This is a genomic window from Kitasatospora sp. MAP5-34 (assembly GCF_029894335.1).
In the GTDB taxonomy this organism is placed as follows: Bacteria; Actinomycetota; Actinomycetes; order Streptomycetales; family Streptomycetaceae; genus Kitasatospora.
Genome location: NZ_JARXZC010000009.1, coordinates 14,573 through 35,205, shown reverse-complemented (window position 1 = coordinate 35,205; position 20,633 = coordinate 14,573). Strand labels below are relative to the sequence as shown.

Sequence of the window (20,633 nt, the reverse complement as noted above, 5' to 3'; positions counted from 1 at the left end):
GTCAGCGCTCCGCTTCGGTACCGTCGGCGGGCTTTTCGGCAGCGCCGGGCACGGTGGCGGCAGGCCCCTCGGGCTCGGCGGGCTGCTCCGGGATCAGCCGGTAGCCGACGCCCCGGACGGCCTCGACCAGACCGGGCAGGGCCAGCTTGGTGCGCAGCGAGCCGATGTGCACCTCGAGGGTGCGCCCGTTGCCCTCCCAGCCGCTGCGCCAGACCTCGCTGAAGATCTGCTCGCGCCGGTAGACCACGCCGGGACTCTGCGCGAGCAGGGCGAGCAGGTCGAACTCCTTGCGGGTGAGCGGTACGTCGCGGCCCTGCACGCTGACCCGGCGGCGCTCGCGGTCGATGCTGATGCCGCGCGACTCCAGTGGTCCGGGCTGGGCGGGCTGCTCGTCCGGTCCCTGTTCGGGCCCGGCGGCGATGCCACGGCGGGCCACGGCGTGGATCCGGGCGAGGAGCTCGCCCATGTCGTACGGCTTGGTGACGTAGTCGTCGGCGCCCAGGTTGAGGCCGTGGATCCGGGAGCGGATGTCCGCCCGCGCGGTGACCATGATCACCGGGACGCCGCTGTGGGCCCGGATCCGGCTGCACACCTCGAAGCCGTCCCGGTCGGGCAGGCCGAGGTCGAGCAGCACGACCCGGTACGGGTCGCTGCCGTCCGGCACGAGTGCGTCCAGTGCCTCGTGCCCGCTGCGGGCATGGCGGACCTGGAAGCCGTGCCGGCTCAGCACCGCGACCAGCGCTGCGGCGACCCGTTCGTCGTCCTCGACGAGGAGCAAGCGCATCCCGGCCTCCTTTCGTGGGCTGTTCCAGCATGTCAGGGCTCCGGGGTGGGCCCGGTCCTTGCGGAGTATTGTCCAGTCCGCGCTTCCTGTCACGGGGCCACCGCCCCTGGACACGCTCGGGGGGCCGTGTGGGGACGGTGTGGCCGGATCGTGATGCTCAAGTTCCGCTCAGATCGGCAGACGTGACATGGTCAGGCCTTCTAGGGTCGGCCCACCGGGGGCTGCGGGCTCCGCCGGCTCTCGGCCCCCGGACCAGCACCTGTAGGACCAGCGCCCGCACGACCAGCACCACCAGCACTGCGACCCATGGGAGTTGACCCGGGGTCAGATCCGAGGGAGCTATCCGCGATGACCGAGACCACCCCCAGCGACTCGCGTCCTTCCCCCCTGGTGGTGCTCAGCGGCGTAAACAAGCACTTCGGGGCGCTGCACGTGCTGCAGGACATCAACCTGGAGATCGTGCAGGGCGAGGTCGTGGTGCTGATCGGCCCGTCGGGCTCGGGCAAGTCCACGCTCTGCCGGACGATCAACCGGCTGGAGACGGTCGACTCCGGGACGATCACCCTGGACGGCCACCCGCTGCCCGCCGAGGGTAAGGAGTTGGCCAAGCTCCGGGCCGAGGTCGGGATGGTCTTCCAGAGCTTCAACCTCTTCGCCCACAAGACCGTGCTGGAGAACGTGGTGCTCGGCCAGGTGAAGGTGCGGAAGATCCCGCGCACCCAGGCCGAGGAGACCGCCCGCGCGCTGCTGGAGCGGGTCGGCGTGGCCGCGCAGGCCGACAAGCTGCCCGCCCAGCTCTCCGGCGGCCAGCAGCAGCGGGTCGCCATCGCCCGCGCGCTGGCCATGAACCCCAAGGTGATGCTCTTCGACGAGCCGACCTCCGCGCTGGACCCCGAGATGATCAACGAGGTCCTGGAGGTGATGCGCTCGCTCGCCGCCGAGGGCATGACGATGGTGGTGGTCACCCACGAGATGGGCTTCGCCCGCTCCGCCGCCAACCGCGTGCTCTTCATGGCCGACGGCCGCATCGTCGAGGAGAACACCCCCGAGGCCTTCTTCACCGCGCCCCGCAGTGACCGCGCGAAGGACTTCCTTTCCAAGATCCTTCACCACTGAGCACCACCCTGATCTAGCGTCAGTGCTGCTCCGGGGCACGGGCCCGAGGGCGTGTCCGGCCGACCGGCCGGTACGTCGTGCCGCGCCCGACCCGGAACCCAAGCCCCGAAGTGCCCGGTTGACCCGTGGCCAAGACCGAGGAGAACAGACCCTCATGAGGACTCGTCGCACCATCGCCGCCGCCATGTCGGTGCTCGCGCTGACCGCCGTCGCCGCCTGCGGCAAGAGCGGGTCGCCGAACGCGGCTCCCCCCGGCGCCCCGCAGCTCCCGACGTACCAGGTGAACACCGGCTTCAAGCTGGACTCCTCGCCGACCTGGGTCAAGGCCAAGCAGGCGGGCAAGCTGACCATCGGTGCCAAGGCCGACCAGCCGTTCCTGGGCTTCGAGGACCTGACGACCAACACCCGCAACGGTTTCGACATCGAGATCGCCAAGATGGTCGCGGCCGACCTCGGCTTCACGCCCGACCAGATCAACTGGAAGACGATCGTCACGGCCAACCGCGAGACCGCGATCTCCGGCGGCCAGATCGACTACTACGTCGGCACCTACACCATCAACGACGAGCGCAAGAAGTCCGTCTCGTTCGCCGGGCCCTACTACGTGGCCGGCCAGGACCTGCTGGTACTCAAGAGCAACACCGACATCACCGGCAGCGACTCCATCAAGGGCAAGACCGTCTGCTCGGTGGCCGGCTCCACCTCGATCGACCGGATCAACTCGCTCGGCGGCAAGACCGTCACGTACGACACCTACGCGCAGTGCGTGGACAAGCTGCTCACCAACGAGGTCGACGCGGTCACCACCGACGACACCATCCTCAAGGGCTTCGCCGCCAAGAACCCCGGCAAGCTCAAGGTGATCGGCAAGCCGTTCTCCCAGGAGCCGTACGGCATCGGCCTGGGCAAGGACGACAAGGCGCTCCGGGACGCCATCAACAACTCCATCAAGGCCCACGAGGACAACGGCGACTGGAAGAAGGCGTACGACGCCACGCTCGGTCTCTCGGGTTCCGCCGCCGCACCGATCCCCACCCTCGACCGTTACTGATCCGGCTCTGACAGCCCCTTAGATCGAGAGGAGGGCCGCCGGCATGGGCATACTTTTCGAACACGGCAACTTCACGCTGTTCCGCGACGGCTTCCTGCGGACGCTCGAGCTCAGCGCGGTCAGCGCCGTGCTCGCGCTGCTGCTCGGAATCCTGCTGGCGGCCTTCCGGGTCTCCCCGGTGCCGGCGCTGCGCGTGTTCGGCACCGTCTGGGTCAACATCTTCCGCAACACCCCGCTGACGCTGCTGTTCATCGCGGTGAACTTCGGGCTCCCGCAGCTCGATGTCCACCTCTCCCCGTTCGTCTTCGCGGCGATCGCGCTCAGCGCGTACACCGGCAGCTTCGTCTGCGAGGTGCTGCGCTCGGGCATCAACACCGTGTCGCTGGGCCAGGCCGAGGCCGCCCGGAGCCTGGGGATGACGTTCGGCCAGACCCTGACGCTGGTGGTGCTGCCGCAGGCGGCCCGATCCGTGCTGTCGCCGCTGAGCAGCGTCTTCATCGCGCTGCCGAGGAACTCCGCCATCGCGGGCGCGTTCAGCGTCCCCGAGCTCTACAACGTGCAGCAGACGCTGAGCGATCGCGGGTACGCCATCTTCGCGATCTTCTTCTGGGTGGCGCTCGCCTACCTGGTGATCAGCGCGGCGGTCGGCCTGCTGTTCCGTGTCATCGAGAACCGAGTGAACCGACTGGCGGTGGCCCGATGAGTTCGAGTGTCCTCTACGACGCGCCCGGCCCCCGGGCCAAGGCCCGCTACCGCGCGTTCGGCGTGCTCGCCGTGCTCGGGATCGCCGGGCTGCTCTGGTACGCGTACGACAGCCTGGCGAGCCGGAACCAGTTCTCGGCCGCCATGTGGGACCCGTTCCAGTACACCGCCGTCCAGCAGCTGATCGTCAACGGGCTGCTGGACACGCTGAAGGCGTTCGGCCTGGCCGCCGCGTTCTCGCTGGTGCTCGGCGCGCTGCTGGCCGCCGGGCGGCTCTCCGACCACCGGCCGGTCCGGGCCGTGGCGGCCGCGATCGTCCAGTTCTTCCGGGCGATGCCCCTGCTGATCATGATCTTCGCGCTCTACCAGTCCTTCTTCACCACCTCGCCGCTCTGGGCGCTGGTGACCGGCCTGACGCTGTACAACGGCGCGGTGCAGGCCGAGATCATCCGCAGTGGCGTCAACGCGGTGCCGCGCGGACAGGGTGAGGCCGCGTACGCGCTCGGGATGCGCAAATCCCAGGTGATGACGGCCATCCTGGTGCCGCAGGCCGTCCGCTCGATGTTGCCGGCCATCATCGGCCAGCTGGTCGTCACCCTCAAGGACACCTCGCTCGGCTTCGTGATCACCTACACCGAACTGCTCTACGCCGGAAAGCTGATCGCCAGTAACACGGCCACCCCCGACGGCTATCCCTACATCCCCGTGGTGCTGGTGATCGGCCCGATCTACATCGGCATGTGCCTCCTGCTTACCGCGTTGGCAAAGTGGATCGAGGCACGCGGCCGTCGCGGCGCGAACCGGCGTACACCTGTCGCTGCTTGACGGACACGCAGGTGATCTGTTGCATTGCTCTTCGTGACACCACCCGGTACCTCCCCAGGCCCTGTCCGGCCGATCTTGTCGGCTCAGCGCGCGGCGTTGGGCGCCCGGCTGGGCGTGCCGGCGGAGCCCCCTCGTACCGGGTCGTACTTGGGCGCTTCGCCGGTGCGTCCAGGCGGGATGCCCGGCGTCGTGCGCCCGGCAGGATCGGCCGGACAGGGCCCAGGCCCTACTGACGCCGCATCAGCCGTTCCGTCCGTGCGGCGGGAGGCGCTGCCGTGGACCCGGTGATCGTGGTCGGGGCCGGGCCGGTCGGCCTGGCCCTGGCGCTCGCGCTGGCCCGGCACGAAGTGCCGACGGTCGTACTCGACGAGGGCGCCGGCGTCTGCCCGGAGGGCCCGCGCAGCGTCGTGCTCGGCGGTGACACCACCGCCTTCCTCGGACGGCTCGGCTACACCCGGGCCGCCTCGGACGCCGCGCGCTGGGACGCCTTCACCGTCTGGCGCCGCCGCAGCGAGGTGCTGCGGCTGCCGCTCGACGACGACCCGGTGCTGCACCTCCCGCAGCACCGCCTGCAGCGCGGCCTGCGGGACGCCGTCACCGCGACCCCGCTGATCCAGCTGGTGCCGCTCAGCCGGGTGACCGAGCTGGAACAGGACCGCGACGGCGTCAACGTCCGGACCGGCCACACCAAGGACGGCACCCAGACCTGGTGGCGCGGCAGCCACCTGGTCGGCTGCGACGGCGCGCGCTCGACCGTCCGCAAGCTGCTCAAGGTCCGCTTCCCCGGCCGGCCCGCCGTGGACCGGCACGCCGTCGCCACCGTCCGGGTGGAGCTGCCCTTCACCGGCGAGGCCCGGGTGCACCGCGAACCGCCGTGGCGCGGCGACCGCGAAGCCTCCGCCCGCCCGCTGCCGGACGGGCTCTGGCGGCTCGACTGGCGGCTGCCCCCCGGCCGGCCGGCCCCCACCGCCCCGGTCGACCCGCATGCCACCTGGCCCGGCGTCGTCACCGGCGACACCCTGCTCGCCCGGGTGAAATCCACCCTGACCGGCTGGTGCGGCGAACTCCCCGCGTACGACCTGCTCGCCGCCGCCGACCACACCGCCCAGCAGCGCCTGGCCGCCCGCTTCCGGGTCGGCCGCTGCTTCCTGGCCGGGGACGCCGCCCACCTGCACGGCGCGCTCGGGATGCAGAACCTGGTCGACGGCCTCCGGGACACCGACAACCTGTCCTGGCGCCTCGCCCTCGCCTGGCACCTGCACGCGGGCGGCCCGCAGCCCGGCGGCTCGCTGCTCGACGGGTACGAGGCGGAGCGGCGCGGCGCGGTCGGCGCGCGGCTGCGCGCGGTCGACCAGAGCATGCCGCTGCTGCGGCCGCTGCGCGGCTGGCAGCAGACCCGCCGGTCGCTGCTCACTGGCTCGTTCCGCAAGCACGCACCACTGCTGGCGGACGGTCAGCTCGGCACCGGCCGGTTCGGCGGAGCACCCGCGTACCCGGCGGCACCGTCCGGCGTGCCCGGACGCGTCCCGGTCCAGCGGGGCGCCGGGCGGGGCACCACGCTCACCGAGACGCTGCCCGCCACCTCACCCGGGGTACTCGTCCCCGACGTGCCGGTGGTCACCACGGAGGGCTCGTCCGACCTGCTGCGGGCCCGGCTCGGCGTCGGCTTCCTGCTGCTGCTGGTCGCCCCCGGCACGGCCGTCTGGTCCTCCCAGCACTGGCTGGGCGCAGGGCTGATGCCCCGGCTGGCCGAGGTCGCCGCCGCGCTGCCGGTGCCGACAGAGGTACTGGTGACGGAGGCCTACCCCGGCGCCGACCCGCACACCGTCCTGCTCATCCGCCCGGACGGCCACCTGGTCGGCACCACCCAGGGCTGCCGTGCGGAAGACCTCCAGGACCTCGCCGACCGCGCCCGAGGCGGCCCGTCCCCGCTGGCCGGCGCCGAACCCGCGAGCTGACGGTCGAGCGCGGCCCCTGCCGGGCTAACGGGCGAACTCCGTGGCCCGGCTCTCGCGGACCACGGTGATCCGGATCTGCCCCGGGTAGGTCAGCTCCTCGGCGACCTGCTTGGCGACCTCACGGGCGATCACCTGGGCCCGCAGGTCGTCCACCAGCTCCGGCTGGACCATCACCCGGACCTCCCGGCCCGCCTGCATGGCGAACACCTTCGAAACGCCGACGTGCGCACCCGCTATCTCCTCCAGGCGCTCCAAGCGCCGGACGTACGACTCCACGGACTCCCGCCGTGCCCCCGGCCGGCCCGCCGAGCAGCTGTCGGCGGCCTGGGTGAGCACCGCCTCGACCGTCCGGGGCTCCACCTCGCCGTGGTGCGCCTCGATCGCGTGCACCACCTCGGCGGACTCCCCGTGCCGCCGGGCGAACTCCGCGCCGATCGCGGCGTGACTGCCCGCCACCTCGTGGCTCATCGCCTTGCCGATGTCGTGCAGCAGGGCGGCCCGCTTGACCAGGCCGTGGTCCACCCCCAGCTCGGCCGCCATCATCCCGGCGATGTGCGCGGACTCCACCAGGTGCCCGAGCACGTTCTGCCCGTACGAGGTGCGGTACCGCAGCGTGCCGAGGGTCCGCACCAGCTCCGGGTGCATGGCACCGACGTCGGTCGCCAGCAGCGCGTCCTCTCCCGCCCGCACGCAGAGCCGCTCCACCTCGGCCCGGCTGCGTTCGTGGATCTCCTCGATCCGGGCCGGATGGATCCGGCCGTCGGCGAGCAGTGCCTCCAGCGTCAGCCGCGCCGTCTCCCGGCGTACCGGGTCGAAGCAGGAGAGCTGGACCAGCTCGGGGGTGTCGTCGACGATCAGGTTCACTCCGGTGACGGCTTCGAAGGCCCGGATGTTCCGGCCCTCACGGCCGATGATCCGGCCCTTCAAGTCCTCACTGGCCAGCCGGAAGACGGTCACCACCGCCTCTGCGGTCTGCTCACCGGCGAGGCGCTGGATCGAGCTCACGATGATCTCGCGGGCCCGCTGCTCCCCCTCGCTCTTCGCGCGCCGCTCGATCTCTCGCACGGCGACGGCGGCCTCGCGCTCGGCCTCGGTCTCCGCCGCCCGCACCAGCTCGGCCCGCGCCTGAGCGGCCGTCAGACCGGCGGCCCGCTCCAGGGCGCGCAGCCGCTCCGCCGCCAGCTCCTGGGTCGCCGCGCGCAGGCCGTCCCGCAGGACGTCCAGCTCGGCCGACCGCTCGGCGAGTCCGGTCTCGCGGGTGCGCAGCCGGGTCAGCTCCTCGGTGAGGCGGTCCTCCCGGCGGTCGAGTTCACCCCGCAGCCGGGCGGCCTGCGCCTCGGCCCACTCCCGGGTGCGGTCGGCCTCGGCGGTGGCCCGGCGCTGGGCGGACTGGAGCCGACGGATCATCAGCCAGGTGAATAGCAGGACCAGGCAGAGCACCCCGGCCAGTCCTACGGAGGCCACCGATCCGACAGCCATCGCGATCCTCATCCGGCGCCACTCCTGTCCCTGCCCGTACGGAGTGATCTCTCACAGCTTGTGATCTCTCACTGCCTGTGAGGCTAGGCGCAGGTTACGAAACGGTCAAGATGCGATCGAGACTTGACACTTCTCCGTCCGGACTCTTCCCTGACCGGACGTCACCACTCCTCCACGGCCTCCTCGGAGCCCTCACTTCCGGCGCTCAGCGCCGCCCGCACCACCCGGAAGGCCAGGCCCTCCGAGTAGCCGCGCCGCGCCAGCATCCCGACCAGGCGGCGAGTCCGGACCTGCCGGTCCAGACCGGCGGTCGCCCGGAGCTTACGGTCGACCAGGGCGCGCGCCGCCTGCTCCTCGTCCTCCGCGTCCACCTGCGCGACAGCCTGTTCGACCAGCTCACCGGCCACCCCACGGGTGCGGAGCTCCTGGGCCAGCGCGCGGCGGCCCAGCCCCCGGACGGCGTGCCGGGACTCGACCCAGGCCTCGGCGAACGCCGCGTCGTCGATCAGCCCGACATCCTCGTACCGGTCGAGCACCTCCTCGGCGACCTCGTCCGGGATCTCACGCTTGCGCAGCGCGTCGGCCAGCTGCTTGCGGGTCTTGGCCGTGCCGGTGAGCAGCCGCAGGCAGATGTCCCGTGCCCGGGCCGCCGGGTCGGTGGACTCCTCGGGCCGCTGCTCCGCCCGGGACTTGCGCCGCCGCTCACGCGTCAGGTCCGGCGGGGGATCGGCCGGCGGCCGCCCGGCGGGCTGCTCATCGGCGACGGCGGTGCGCCGACGGCGGCGGCCGACGGGCAGCTCGGAGGCCCGGACGACCTCCAGCTGCTCGATACCGCCGCCGAAGGCCCCCGCAGGACTCTCCGCCCGCTCGGGGCTCTCGGCCCCACCCGTCCACCAGTCCGGCGGGCCCCAGCCGCCTGACTCGGTGGACTCCTCACTCTGCTTCAACGGTTCAGGCCTTGGCGGCGGCCGTCTTCTTGGCGGCGGTGGTCTTGGCGGCCGTCGCGGTGATCGGCTTCACCGCGCCGTCGACGTCGGTGGCGGCCGGGGCGGCAGCGTCCTCGGCGGTCTCGTCCTTCGGGCCGATGCCGAGCTTCTGCTTGATCTTCTTCTCGATCTCCTCGGCCAGCTGCGGGTTGTCGCGCAGGAAGTTGCGGGCGTTCTCCTTGCCCTGGCCCAGCTGGTCGCCCTCGTAGGTGTACCAGGCGCCGGCCTTGCGGATGAAGCCGTTCTCGACCCCCATGTCGATCAGGCCACCCTCCCAGCTGATGCCGTGGCCGTAGAGGATGTCGAACTCGGCCTGCTTGAACGGCGCGGCGACCTTGTTCTTGACCACCTTGACGCGGGTGCGGTTACCGACCGCGTCGGTGCCGTCCTTCAGGGTCTCGATCCGGCGGATGTCCAGACGCACGGAGGCGTAGAACTTCAGCGCGCGGCCACCGGTCGTGGTCTCGGGCGAGCCGAACATCACACCGATCTTCTCGCGCAGCTGGTTGATGAAGATCGCGGTGGTGTTCGACTGGTTCAGCGCACCCGCGATCTTCCGCAGCGCCTGGCTCATCAGACGGGCCTGCAGACCGACGTGCGAATCGCCCATCTCGCCCTCGATCTCGGCGCGCGGGACGAGCGCCGCGACCGAGTCGATGATGATCAGGTCGACCGCGCCGGAGCGGATCAGCATGTCGGTGATCTCGAGGGCCTGCTCACCGGTGTCCGGCTGGCTGACCAGCAGGGCGTCGGTGTCGACGCCGAGCTTGCGGGCGTACTCCGGGTCGAGGGCGTGCTCGGCGTCCACGAAGGCGACCGTGCCGCCGAGCTTCTGGGCCTGGGCCGCCACGTGCAGGGTCAGGGTCGTCTTACCGGAGGACTCCGGGCCGTAGATCTCGACCACGCGGCCGCGCGGCAGGCCGCCGACGCCGAGTGCGACGTCCAGGGCCGTGGACCCGGTCGGGATCACGTCGATCGGGGACCTGGTCTGGTCACCGAGACGCATCACCGAGCCCTTGCCGAACTGCCGCTCAATCTGGGCGAGGGCGTTCTCAAGGGCCTTCTCGCGGTCCGTACCTGCCATGGCTTCCACCCTCGGGTTCTGTGCTGTGCGCTTCATCGTCCTCGACGCTACTGCGTCCCACTGACAATCGGCCCGAATCGGGCTCGGCCTGTGGAAAACTCACCGCCGAAGAGTATAAAGAACACATGTTCGAATAGAACACAAGGCCACACCCAGGACCCGACCCGACCCGCCCGGGCGGCGGCCGCTACCGCAGCAGTGTCGAGACCCCCTGGGTCAGGCAGACCACCCGCCAGACCTCCTTCGCCTCCCAGCCGGCCGCCAGCGCCTGGCGGACCGTCCGGCCCCCGAGCTCGCTCATCAGATGATCCTGTGCGAACGACTCCGCGTACGCCTCGCCGAAGTGCTCGTACATCCGCCGCCAGAACTCGGTCAACCTCATGCGACCCAGTATCCCCAACCGGCAGCCGGAACCGTAGGCACCCGGGCCACCCACCCGGGACAGGTACCTCCTGGCGGAGCCGCTCAGTGCGCCAGCGCAAGCACTCCGGCGCCGAAGTACTGACGGTCTGCGCAGCTGCCCGCCGCGAACGGGCAGTTCGCGGCGGCGGCCACCGCCAGCAGGGCGGCCAGCCGGTCCGGCCCCAGTTCGGGGTGGGCGGCGGCGGCGACCGCGACGGCACCGCTCACGTGGGCGGCGGCCATCGAGGTGCCGGCGAGCGCGACGTACTGGCCCCCGGGCCAGTCGGAGACGATCGCGCCGCGTACGCCGCCGTCCGGGTCGCCGCCCGGCGCGGAGAGCGAGATCCGGCCGCGCCCGTAGTTGGAGTACGTGGCGGGCAGCCCGTTGCGGTCCACCGCGCCGACCGTCAGCACGCCGGGCAGCTCGCCGGGCAGCCGGATGCACTCGGTGCCCAGTCGGCGGGTCTGCGGCGGGCCGGCGAACCGGTCGTTCGGGCTGCGGCGATCCGTCCGGGGCCCGGTGAGATCCTGGCTGTCGTTGCCCGCCGAGGCGACCACCACGGCCCCCTGCCGCTGGGCGTACGCGACGGCCCGGCCGACCGCCTTGATCAGGGCCGCCTGGTCCTGGTCCTCAGGGCAGTTGTACTTCCAGGGGTCGGCGAAGTAGCTGTCGTTGATCGCCTTGGCACCGTGGTCCGCCGCCCAGAGCAGGCCGCAGACGATGTTCTCGGTGTAGTACTGCCCGAGCGATCCGAGCAGCCGCACCGCCCCGATCCGGACCCCCGGGGCGACCCCGGTGACGCCCTTGCCGTCCCGGTTCGCGCCGATGATCCCGGCGACGTGCGTACCGTGCCCGCTCTCGGTGACCCCCGGGTCCGGACGCCAGGCGCCGAACCTGGCGTCGGGCCGGCCGTCCGCGCAGGAGGCGGAGGCGTACGGGTCGACGGCGCTGCGCAGGTCGGGGTGGGTGTCGTCGACGCCGGAGTCCAGCACCGCGACCAGCACCCGGCGCAGCGCCTGGGTGGAGAGCGTGGCCCGAGGGGAGACGAGGGTGCGCAGCAGGGCGGTGGAGCCGGTCGGGCGCTCGGTGGCCCCGATCATGGCGAGGTTCCAGCTGATCCCCTCGCCCGGGTCCGGCACGGTCGCCTCACCGTCGGCGCTCCACCCGGCCTCGCCGTGGCTCGCCATAGCCGACGGCCCGCCCGCCGTAGCCGGTCCACCGCTCCGCGCGAAGGCGTCGGCCGCGAAGGCGTCGGCGCTGCGGCGGAAGCCGTCGGCGCCGGTGAGCGGCCCCGGCGGGCTCGCCACCGGGGCCGTCCGGGTCGCGCCGACGGCGGCGATCCCGGGCCTGCCGCGCAGCCGGTTGGCGAAGCCGCCGGTGGCGTAGGCGAGCACCTCGCCGATCTGCGGGTACTCCTGGACGATCCGCCCGCCCGCCACCCGCACCTGATCTGCGGCCCGCGCCGAACCCTGGGCGTCCGGGCGGTCCGCCAGCACCAGATAGCTGAGGTAGGAGCGGCCGGGACCGGTGACGTACGGGACGACGCCGCCGAGGAGCAGCGCGGTCAGCAGCATCGCGAGCATCGCCCGGACCGGGCCGTTGCGGTGCCGGTCGGGACGGTGCCCACCAGGACGCGGCCTGCCGGCACGCAGCCTGCCTGAGTGGCCGGAACCACTGCGCTTCGCGGGACCGCCGTTGGTCAGGCACACCCGATCCATCGCGCGGTCTCCGCTCGTCGGGCCCGTCCGGGGTGCGGACCTGATACATCACCATATGAGCGGAATGTCAGACTTGCCTGCTCGGGCTAGGTCATCCGGAGCCGCAGACCGCACCCACCACCCGCCTGTCAGTACCAACCGGCACCATGGGGACATGGCGCGACGCAGCACCACAGATCCACTCGACGGAGCAGACCCGCTCGCCGGCTTCGCCCCGGCGACGAGGGCCTGGTTCACGGGTGCGTTCAGCGCGCCCACCCGGGCCCAGGCCGAGGCCTGGGCCGCCATCGGCCGTGGGACGGATGTCCTGGTGGTCGCGCCCACCGGCTCCGGCAAGACGCTGGCGGCCTTTCTCTCCGCCCTGGACCGGCTCAGCCACACCCCGCCCCCGGCCGACCCGAAGCGCCGCTGCCGAGTGCTCTACATCTCGCCGATCAAGGCCCTCGCGGTGGACGTGGAACGCAATCTGCGGGCGCCACTGGCCGGGCTCCACCAGGCCGCCGTCCGGCTCGGGCTGCCCGAGCCCGAGGTGCAGGTCGGCATCCGGTCCGGCGACACCCCGCCGGCCGACCGCCGCCGCTTCGCGACCCACCCGCCGGACATCCTGATCACCACCCCCGAATCCCTCTTCCTGCTGCTCACCAGCGCCTCCCGGGAGGCGCTGCGCGGCGTGGACACGGTGATCCTGGACGAGGTGCACGCCGTCGCCGGCACCAAGCGCGGAGCCCACCTGGCCCTCAGCCTGGAGCGGCTGGACGAGCTGCTGGAGCACCCGGCCCGCCGGATCGGCCTCTCGGCGACCGTCCGGCCCGTCGACGAGATCGCGCGCTTCCTCAGCCCGCAGCGCGGCGCGGCGATCGTCCAGCCCCCGTCCGCCAAGGAGTTCGACCTCTCGGTCGTCGTCCCGGTGGCCGACCTGGACGAGCTCCCGGCCGACACCGACTCCCCGTCCCGGCAAGCCTCCATCTGGCCGCACGTCGAGGAGCGGATCGCCGACCTGGTGATGGCCCACCGCTCGACCATCGTCTTCGCCAACTCCCGCCGCCTCGCCGAGCGGCTCTGCAACCGGCTGAACGAGATCGCGGTCGAACGCGCCACCGGCGCCGCCCTGCCCGAGGCACACGCCCCGGCGCTGCTGATGGGCGGTTCGGGCGCCGCGAACGGAGCTCCGCCGGTGTTGGCCCGGGCACACCACGGCTCGGTCTCCAAGGAGCAGCGCTCACTGGTCGAGGAGGAGTTGAAGGCCGGTCGGCTGCCCGCCGTGGTAGCCACCTCCAGCCTGGAGCTGGGCATCGACATGGGCGCGGTCGACCTGGTCGTCCAGGTCGAGTCCCCGCCCTCGGTCGCCTCGGGCCTCCAGCGGGTCGGCCGGGCCGGCCACCAGGTCGGGGCGGTCTCCACCGGTGTGGTCTTCCCCAAGTACCGGGGTGACCTGGTCCAGTCGGCCGTGGTCACCGAGCGGATGCGCGCCGGGCTGATCGAGGCGCTGCGCGTCCCGCGCAACCCGCTCGACGTGCTGGCCCAGCAGCTGGTCGCGATCACCGCCCTGGACACCTGGGACGTGGACGAGCTGCTCGCCCTGGTCCGCCGGGCCGCCCCCTTCGCCACCCTCCCGCAGTCCGCCTTCGACGGCGTGCTCGACATGCTCGCGGGCCGCTACCCCTCCGACGCCTTCGCGGAACTGCGGCCGCGCCTGGTCTGGGACCGCGTCGCAGGTCAAGTCACCGGCCGCCCGGGCGCGCAGCGACTGGCCGTCACCTCCGGCGGGACGATCCCCGACCGGGGGCTGTTCGGCGTCTTCATCGCGGGCGCCGACCCGAAGAAGGGCGGCGGCCGCGTCGGCGAGCTGGACGAGGAGATGGTCTACGAGTCGCGCGTCGGCGACGTCTTCACCCTCGGCACCACCTCCTGGCGGATCCAGGAGATCACCCATGACAAGGTCCTGGTCACCCCCGCCCCCGGCGTGCCCGGGCGGCTCCCGTTCTGGAAGGGCGACAGCCTCGGCCGCCCGCTCGAACTCGGCCGGGCCCTCGGCGCCTTCGTCCGCGAGTTGGGCGGTCTGACCCCTGATCAGGCCACCGAGCGCCTCCAGCAGGCCGGTCTGGACAACTGGGCCGCGAGCAACCTCCTCACCTACCTCGCCGAACAGCGCGCCGCCTGCGGCCACCTGCCCGACGACCGCACCATCGTGGTCGAGCGCTTCCGCGACGAACTCGGCGACTGGCGGATCGTCATCCACTCCCCCTTCGGCGCACAGGTGCACGCCCCCTGGGCACTCGCCCTCGGCGCCCGGCTGCGCGAGAAGCACGGCCTCGACCCCCAGGTGATGCACGCCGACGACGGCATCGTGCTCCGCCTCCCGGACGCCGACCTCCTCGACTTCCCATCCGACAAACCGACCCCCGACGAAGCCCCGGTCGGCGCCGACGCCGTCCTCTTCGACTCCGGCGAGATCGAACAGCTCGTCACCGACCAGGTCGGCGGCTCCGCGCTGTTCGCAGCCCGGTTCCGCGAGTGCGCCGGGCGCGCACTGCTGCTCCCCCGGCGCAGCCCGGGCCGCCGCACGCCGCTCTGGCAGCAGCGCCAGCGGGCGTCCCAGCTGCTGGAGGTCGCCGCCGAGTACGGGTCGTTCCCGATCGTGCTGGAGGCCGTCCGCGAGTGCCTGCAGGACGTCTTCGACGTGCCCGGCCTGGTCGAGCTGATGGGCGATCTGGAGTCCCGCGCCGTCCGACTGGTCGAGGTCACCACCCCCGAGCCGTCCCCCTTCGCCCGCTCGCTGCTCTTCGGGTACGTCGCCCAGTTCCTGTACGAGGGCGACTCCCCGCTCGCCGAACGCCGGGCGGCCGCGCTCTCGCTCGACTCCCGGCTGCTCTCCGAACTCCTCGGCCAGGCCGAGCTGCGCGAGCTGCTCGACCCGGCCGTCCTCGCGGAGCTGGAGGCGGAGCTCCAGCGGCTCACCCCCGATCGCCGGATCAAGGACACCGAGGGCGTCGCCGATGCGCTGCGCCTGCTCGGCCCGCTCGGCGACGCCGAGCTGACGGCCCGTGGGGCCGATCCGGCCTGGGCCGCCGAGCTCCGGGCGGCCCGCCGGGCAATCCAGGTCCGGGTCGGCGGCGAGCAGCGCTGGGCCGCGATCGAGGACGCCGGGCGGCTGCGCGACGCGCTGGGCACCCCGCTGCCGGTCGGCGTGCCCGAGGCCTTCACCGAGCCCGTCAAGGACCCGCTGGGCGACCTGCTCGCCCGCTACGCCCGTACCCACGGCCCGTTCACCGCCGCCGAGGCGGCCGACCGCTTCGGCCTGGGCACCGCAGTGGTCACCGGCACCCTGCACCGGCTGACCTCCGGCGGCCGGCTGGTCCAGGGCGAGTTCCGGCCCGGCGAGGGTCACACCGGCCTGGTCGAGTGGTGCGACGCCGAGGTGCTGCGCAGGCTGCGCCGCCGCTCGCTGGCCGCGCTGCGCCAGGAGGTCGAGGCGGTGCCACCGCGCGCGCTGGCGGCCTTCCTCCCGCAGTGGCAGCACCTGGGCGGCCACCGCCTGCGTGGCCCGGACGGGCTGCTGCGGGTGGTCGAGCAGCTCCAGGGCACCTCCGTGCCTGCCTCCGCCCTGGAGAAACTGATCCTGCCGGCCCGGCTGACGGGCTACACCCCGGTCATGCTGGACGAACTCACGGCGGCGGGCGAGATCAGCTGGTCCGGCGCGGGCGCGCTGGCGGGCAAGGACGGCTGGGTCAGCCTGCACCTCCCCGACTCCGCCCACCTGCTCCGCCCCGAGCCCGTGCCGCCCGCGCTCACCCCCGTGCACACGGCACTGCTGGACGCCTTGGCGGGCGGGTACGGCCTGTTCTTCCGCCAGCTCGCCGCGCAGCTCCCCGAGACCCCGGTTCCCGAGCTCGTCGAGGCGCTCTGGGACCTGGTCTGGGCCGGGTACGTCACCAATGACACGCTCGCCCCGCTGCGCGCCCTGCTCGGCTCCGGCCGGACGGCGGGCGCCACCGCGCACCGCGCCCCCCGGCCCACCCCGCGCGGCCGCTACGGAGGCGCCGGGCGCGGCCTGAACCGGACCGCGAACCTGCCGACGACCGCCGGCCGCTGGTCGCTGCTGCCCGAGTACGCCACCGATCCGACCGTCCGGGCCGCCGCGCAGGCCCAGAGCCTGCTGGACCGGCACGGTGTGCTCACCCGGGGCGCGGTGGCCGCCGAACGGGTGCCGGGCGGCTTCGCGGGGGTGTACCGGGTGCTGTCTGCCTTCGAGGAGCGCGGCCGGGCCCGCCGGGGCTACTTCGTGGAGGGGCTGGGCGGCGCCCAGTTCGCCATGGACGGCGCGCCCGACCGGCTGCGGTCGGTCAACGGGAGGCTGGAGCGCGGAGCGGCCGCCGAGTGGCCCGGGACGGGCTCCGGGGAGCCCCCGGAGGTTCTCGTCCTGGCGGCGGCCGACCCGGCCAACGCCTACGGAGCCGCGCTGCCCTGGCCCGATCCCCCGGCGGCGGAGACGAAGCCCGCGACCAGCCACCGGCCGGGCCGGAAGGCGGGTGCCCTGGTGGTGCTGGTCGACGGCGCACCGGCGCTGTACGTCGAGCGCGGCGGGAAGACCCTACTGGCGTGGAGCGAACAGCCCGCAGCCGTCGAGGCACTGGCGGCGGCCGTCCGGCAGGGCGCCCTCGGCAGCAGTGTCACCATCGAACGCACCAACGGCGAGCCGGCGCTCACCTCCGCGCTCGGCCGGGCTCTGGAGGCGGCCGGCTTCCACCCGACCCCGAGGGGCCTGCGCCTGCGCGGCTGAGCGCCAGGATCCGGCCTGCTACTCGCGCCCTCGAGGAGCGGCGCATGCCGTACCGAGCGCGGAGTCACCCGTACGGCGGCGCGGCGCCGTCGGCGGTTGCCGGTTGCTGTGAATGGGTACGAGCCCGAGGCCCCAGCCGCCCGCTGCCAACAGCCCGAGCGCGGCACCGCCCGTCCGCAGGCCGCTGCCGAGCAGCAGCCACCAGCAGAGCACTCCCAGCACGGCGGCGAGCACGGCGCTCAGCACCCAGCGCCGACGCGGGCCTATTCGTCCGAGCAGGGCGGACGCCGTAGCGGCACACGACATCGCGACACTCCGCACCACGGCCTCCTTGTCCGGGCCCACACTCCCCGTGCTCCGGGGAGGGCGAGGCTCGGTCAGGCCGCCACCACGTCGACGGCGGTCTTGGACGAGATCGAACTCATCCGGTCGACCCCGGGAGCCGGCAGCGACACCGGTTCGAGGACCGGCCTCAGCAGGTCACCCTCCGAGAGAGTGGCCATCGCCGCAAGTTCGGCGAGCGACAGCTCGTCGCTGACCTCGCGCATGACTTCGGACATCCGGACATCGAGTGCGTCGCAGATCGCGGAGAGCAGCTCGGAGGAGGCCTCCTTCTGCCCCCGCTCGACCTCGGAGAGGTAGCCGAGCGAAACCCTGGCGGCCGCCGACACCTCGCGGAGTGTGCGGCCCTGGCGCTGGCGCTGCCGACGCAGTACATCGCCCAGTAGGCGACGGAGCAGGATCATCGGTGCCTCCCTCCTCGGACTGCGGATCGAGATGTCACGCCCCCACCGTACCGCCTTGTCCGCATCCCGTGCGGGGACCGTGGTCGTGTTCACTCTGGGCTGCACTGCTGCCCCCTCCCCTTGTTCGTTCCCCACCGGACCGTACGAACACCCGCCCCGGACCCGTGGCACGAGCCACGCGACTCGTCAGTTAGCTGGTCTGCTGCCTGGTTTCTGCCCAACCAGACCATCCGGTCTAACACCATCCTCCTGCCGTGGTCCTCAGTTCAGCCCTAATTCAGGAAAACTCAGTGGGAAAAGCTCAGGTTGTCGGCTACTTCGTCGGAAATCCGGGCCAGCAGCAGCTCCAGAGCGGCTACGACGGCCGTCTCACGGATCGTGGCACGACACCCCGACAACAGCGGTGAGGCGACCAGGCTTCCCGTCGGTCCGGCTACCGCGAGGTGCACCGTCCCGACCGGCTGCCCGTCCTGCGGCTCCGGGCCGGCCACCCCCGTGGTCGAGAGCCCGTAGGTGGCACCGAGCAGCCGCCGGACGCCCTCGGCCATCTGACGGGCCACCACCGGGTGCACCGGTCCCCGGACGGCGAGCAGGCCCTCGTCCACGCCCAGCACGGACGCCTTCACCTCGGTGGCGTACGCGGTGACCGAACCCCGGAAGCTCGCCGAGGCTCCGGGTACGTCGACCAGCGTGGCCGCCAGCAGCCCGCCGGTCAGCGACTCCGCGACGGCCAGCGTGGCCCCGCGCCCGCGCAGCGCCGCGTGCGCCCGCTCAGCCAGCTCGTACGCCCCCGCACGCCCCCCGTGAGTCCCCCCGTGGTCGTTCATCGGCCCTCGCGGGCCTTCGCCAGTCCCTCACTGCGCAGCCGGAGGGCCTGGCCGACGTAGTCCAGGCCGGTGCCGACGGTCAGCAGCACCGCGAGGCCCATCAGCAGGGCGCGGCCGGTGGCCAGCCAGCCCGTGAGCTCCAGCACGTACATGCCGACCGCGATGCCCTGGGTGAGGGTCTTCAGCTTGCCGCCCCGGCTCGCCGGGATGACGCCGAAGCGGATCACCCAGAACCGCAGCAGGGTGATCCCGAGCTCGCGGGCCAGGATGACCGCCGTGACCCACCAGGGCAGGTCACCGAGGACGGAGAGGCTGACCAGCGCCGCGCCCATGATCGCCTTGTCGGCGATCGGGTCGGCGATCTTGCCGAAGTCGGTGACCAGGCCCTTGCGGCGGGCGATCTCACCGTCGAAGAGGTCGGTGATCATGGCGATGGCGAAGGAGGCCCACGCCACCGCGCGCCACTTGGGGTCGTGCCCACCGCCCGCGAAGAGCAGCAGCACGAAGACCGGCACCAGCAGCAGCCGGAGCATCGTCAGCATGTTGGCGATGTTCCAGATTCCGGCCTGCGGAGGCACCGCGGCCCCCGAGCGGCCCGGATGGGCCGCCGTCGGGGCACCTGGCCCCTTGGTCATGCCGCGCTCCCGGTACGGCCCGCGTCGGCGGCCAGGTCCTCGGCGGCCACGGCGTCGGCGTCCGCGATGAGCTCCGCGACCAGGTCGACACCCTCGGTGCCGACCACGCGGGCCCGGTAGTACCGGCCGATCACGGCGTCGTCCAGGCCGAGCAGAGTGGTCAGGCCGTCCGTCTCCGGTGCCTGGTGGGCGGCCCGGCCCTCGACCACACCGTCCTCGACCGACTCGACCAGGATCTCGACCTCGCTGCCGATCCGCTGCTCCGCGCGCTGCGCGGTCAGCTCCTCGGCGAGCCGGGAGAGCTTGGCGAGACGGTCGACGACGACGTCCTGGGGCAGCTTGCCGTCGAAGCCGGCCGCCTCGGTGCCGTCCTCGTCCGAGTAGCCGAAGACGCCGATCGCGTCGAGCCCGGCGTTGGTGATGAACCGTTCCAGCTCGGCGAAGTCCTGCTCGGTCTCACCCGGGAAGCCCACGATGAAGTTCGACCGGACCCCGGCCTCTGGAGCCTTGCCCCGGATGGTGGAGAGCAGGTCGAGGAACTGGTCGGTGTTGCCGAAGCGCCGCATCCGGCGCAGCACGGCCGGGGCGGAGTGCTGGAACGACAGGTCGAAGTACGGCACGACGCCGGGCGTACCGGTCATCACGTCGATCAGGCCTGGACGCATCTCGGCCGGCTGCAGGTAGCTGACCCGGACGCGCTCGACGCCCTCGACGGCGGCGATCTCGCTCAGCAGCGTCTCGAGCAGGCGGATGTCGCCGAGGTCCTTGCCGTACGAGGTGTTGTTCTCGCTGACCAGCACGACCTCGCGCACGCCCTGCTCGGCCAGCCACTGCGCCTCGTGCAGCACGTCGGACGGACGGCGGGAGATGAACGAGCCCCGGAAGGCCGGGATGGCGCAGAAGGAGCAGCGGCGGTCGCAGCCGGAGGCGAGCTTGACGGAGGCGACCGGGTTGTTGTCGAGGCGCTTGCGCAGTGTGCGCGGGCCGGAAGCGGGCGCGACGCCCTCCGGCAGGTCCTCGACGTCCGAGACGGGGGCGCCGTGGCCGGGCAGGGCCACCTCGGCGGCGGCGGCCTGCCGCGCGACGGGGGTGAGCGGGAGCAGCTTGCGGCGGTCGCGCGGGAGGTGGGCGGCGTGGTGGCCGCCGGAGAGGATGGTCTGGAGGCGGTCGGTGATGTTGGCGTAGTCGTCGAAGCCGAGCACCGCGTCGGCCTCGGGCAGCGCGTCCTGGAGCTCCTTGCCGTAGCGCTCGGCCATACAGCCGACGGCTACGACGGCCTGCGTGCGGCCGTGACCCTTGAGGTCGTTGGCCTCCAGCAGGGCGTCCACGGAGTCCTTCTTGGCGGCCTCGACGAAGCCACAGGTGTTGACCACGGCGACATCGGCGTCGGCGGCGTCATCGACCAGGAGCCAGCCATCGGCCTCCAGGCGCCCGGCGAGTTCCTCGGAGTCCACCTCGTTGCGGGCGCATCCGAGCGTGACAAGGGCGACTGTACGGCGTTCAGGCATAGCGCCAAGATTAACGCGCGCCCTCCGGTGC

Annotated in this window: 17 protein-coding genes; 6 read left to right on the top strand and 11 right to left on the bottom strand. The window is 72.6% G+C overall.

Going from position 1 to position 20,633, the window contains the following annotated elements:
• Window position 1: 1 nt before the first annotated feature.
• The gene (locus P3T29_RS10735; RefSeq protein ID WP_280716105.1) at window positions 2–784 is read right to left on the bottom strand and encodes a response regulator transcription factor; all 783 of its coding nucleotides are present in this window, start codon (window positions 782–784) and stop codon (window positions 2–4) included.
• Window positions 785–1,171: 387 nt separating this feature from the next.
• Between P3T29_RS10735 and P3T29_RS10730 the strand changes: the two genes are divergently transcribed.
• The 5 genes from P3T29_RS10730 to P3T29_RS10710 all read left to right on the top strand — a co-directional run bounded on the left by P3T29_RS10730 (window position 1,172) and on the right by P3T29_RS10710 (window position 6,436).
• Window positions 1,172–1,900: an amino acid ABC transporter ATP-binding protein gene (locus tag P3T29_RS10730; RefSeq protein WP_280716215.1), complete on the top strand. Its 729-nt coding sequence runs from the start codon at window positions 1,172–1,174 to the stop codon at window positions 1,898–1,900.
• A 154-nt stretch (window positions 1,901–2,054) separates the two neighbouring features.
• Entirely contained in the window at window positions 2,055–2,951 is an 897-nt protein-coding gene (locus P3T29_RS10725; protein ID WP_280716104.1) for a glutamate ABC transporter substrate-binding protein, read from the top strand.
• Window positions 2,952–2,994: 43 nt separating this feature from the next.
• Complete coding sequence (locus tag P3T29_RS10720) at window positions 2,995–3,654, top strand: amino acid ABC transporter permease (RefSeq protein WP_280716103.1); 660 nt, start codon at window positions 2,995–2,997, stop codon at window positions 3,652–3,654.
• Window positions 3,651–4,478: an amino acid ABC transporter permease gene (locus P3T29_RS10715; RefSeq protein WP_280716102.1), complete on the top strand. Its 828-nt coding sequence runs from the start codon at window positions 3,651–3,653 to the stop codon at window positions 4,476–4,478. The genes P3T29_RS10720 and P3T29_RS10715 overlap by 4 nt, the downstream gene beginning before the upstream one ends.
• 275 nt (window positions 4,479–4,753) lie before the next feature.
• The gene (locus P3T29_RS10710; RefSeq protein WP_280716101.1) at window positions 4,754–6,436 is read left to right on the top strand and encodes an FAD-dependent monooxygenase; all 1,683 of its coding nucleotides are present in this window, start codon (window positions 4,754–4,756) and stop codon (window positions 6,434–6,436) included.
• 24 nt (window positions 6,437–6,460) lie between these two features.
• On the opposite strand, the gene rny is transcribed toward P3T29_RS10710, so the two are convergent.
• From rny to P3T29_RS10685, 5 genes are all read right to left on the bottom strand, one after another.
• Window positions 6,461–7,927: a ribonuclease Y gene (gene rny, locus P3T29_RS10705; RefSeq protein WP_280716100.1), complete on the bottom strand. Its 1,467-nt coding sequence runs from the start codon at window positions 7,925–7,927 to the stop codon at window positions 6,461–6,463.
• A 149-nt stretch (window positions 7,928–8,076) separates the two neighbouring features.
• Window positions 8,077–8,862 (bottom strand): recombination regulator RecX, encoded by a 786-nt coding sequence (recX, locus tag P3T29_RS10700; RefSeq protein WP_280716099.1) that lies wholly within the window; start codon window positions 8,860–8,862, stop codon window positions 8,077–8,079.
• A 4-nt stretch (window positions 8,863–8,866) separates the two neighbouring features.
• Window positions 8,867–9,985: a recombinase RecA gene (recA, locus tag P3T29_RS10695; RefSeq protein ID WP_280716098.1), complete on the bottom strand. Its 1,119-nt coding sequence runs from the start codon at window positions 9,983–9,985 to the stop codon at window positions 8,867–8,869.
• Between the two features lie 187 nt (window positions 9,986–10,172).
• A complete protein-coding gene (locus tag P3T29_RS10690) occupies window positions 10,173–10,367 on the bottom strand; it encodes a DUF3046 domain-containing protein (protein WP_280716097.1) in 195 nt (64 codons plus the stop codon).
• 83 nt (window positions 10,368–10,450) lie between these two features.
• The gene (locus P3T29_RS10685) at window positions 10,451–11,971 is read right to left on the bottom strand and encodes a S8 family serine peptidase (RefSeq protein WP_280716096.1); all 1,521 of its coding nucleotides are present in this window, start codon (window positions 11,969–11,971) and stop codon (window positions 10,451–10,453) included.
• Between the two features lie 289 nt (window positions 11,972–12,260).
• Here P3T29_RS10685 and P3T29_RS10680 point away from each other — a divergent pair, with 289 nt between their 5' ends.
• Window positions 12,261–16,886: an ATP-dependent helicase gene (locus P3T29_RS10680; protein WP_280716095.1), complete on the top strand. Its 4,626-nt coding sequence runs from the start codon at window positions 12,261–12,263 to the stop codon at window positions 16,884–16,886.
• A gap of 18 nt (window positions 16,887–16,904) precedes the next feature.
• On the opposite strand, the gene P3T29_RS10675 is transcribed toward P3T29_RS10680, so the two are convergent.
• The 5 genes from P3T29_RS10675 to rimO form a co-directional block, all read right to left on the bottom strand.
• Complete coding sequence (locus P3T29_RS10675) at window positions 16,905–17,192, bottom strand: hypothetical protein (protein ID WP_280716094.1); 288 nt, start codon at window positions 17,190–17,192, stop codon at window positions 16,905–16,907.
• Window positions 17,193–17,263: 71 nt separating this feature from the next.
• Window positions 17,264–17,632 (bottom strand): helix-turn-helix transcriptional regulator, encoded by a 369-nt coding sequence (locus P3T29_RS10670; protein WP_280716093.1) that lies wholly within the window; start codon window positions 17,630–17,632, stop codon window positions 17,264–17,266.
• A gap of 287 nt (window positions 17,633–17,919) precedes the next feature.
• On the bottom strand, window positions 17,920–18,459 hold the full coding sequence (locus P3T29_RS10665) for a CinA family protein (RefSeq protein ID WP_280716092.1): 540 nt from the start codon (window positions 18,457–18,459) through the stop codon (window positions 17,920–17,922).
• Window positions 18,456–19,094: a CDP-diacylglycerol--glycerol-3-phosphate 3-phosphatidyltransferase gene (gene pgsA, locus P3T29_RS10660; RefSeq protein WP_280716091.1), complete on the bottom strand. Its 639-nt coding sequence runs from the start codon at window positions 19,092–19,094 to the stop codon at window positions 18,456–18,458. The genes P3T29_RS10665 and pgsA overlap by 4 nt, the downstream gene beginning before the upstream one ends.
• Window positions 19,091–20,602 carry a 30S ribosomal protein S12 methylthiotransferase RimO gene (rimO, locus tag P3T29_RS10655; protein ID WP_280716090.1) on the bottom strand — a complete coding sequence of 504 codons (1,512 nt, stop codon included), beginning with the start codon at window positions 20,600–20,602 and terminating at the stop codon, window positions 19,091–19,093. The genes pgsA and rimO overlap by 4 nt, the downstream gene beginning before the upstream one ends.
• Between the last annotated feature and the right edge of the window lie 31 nt (window positions 20,603–20,633).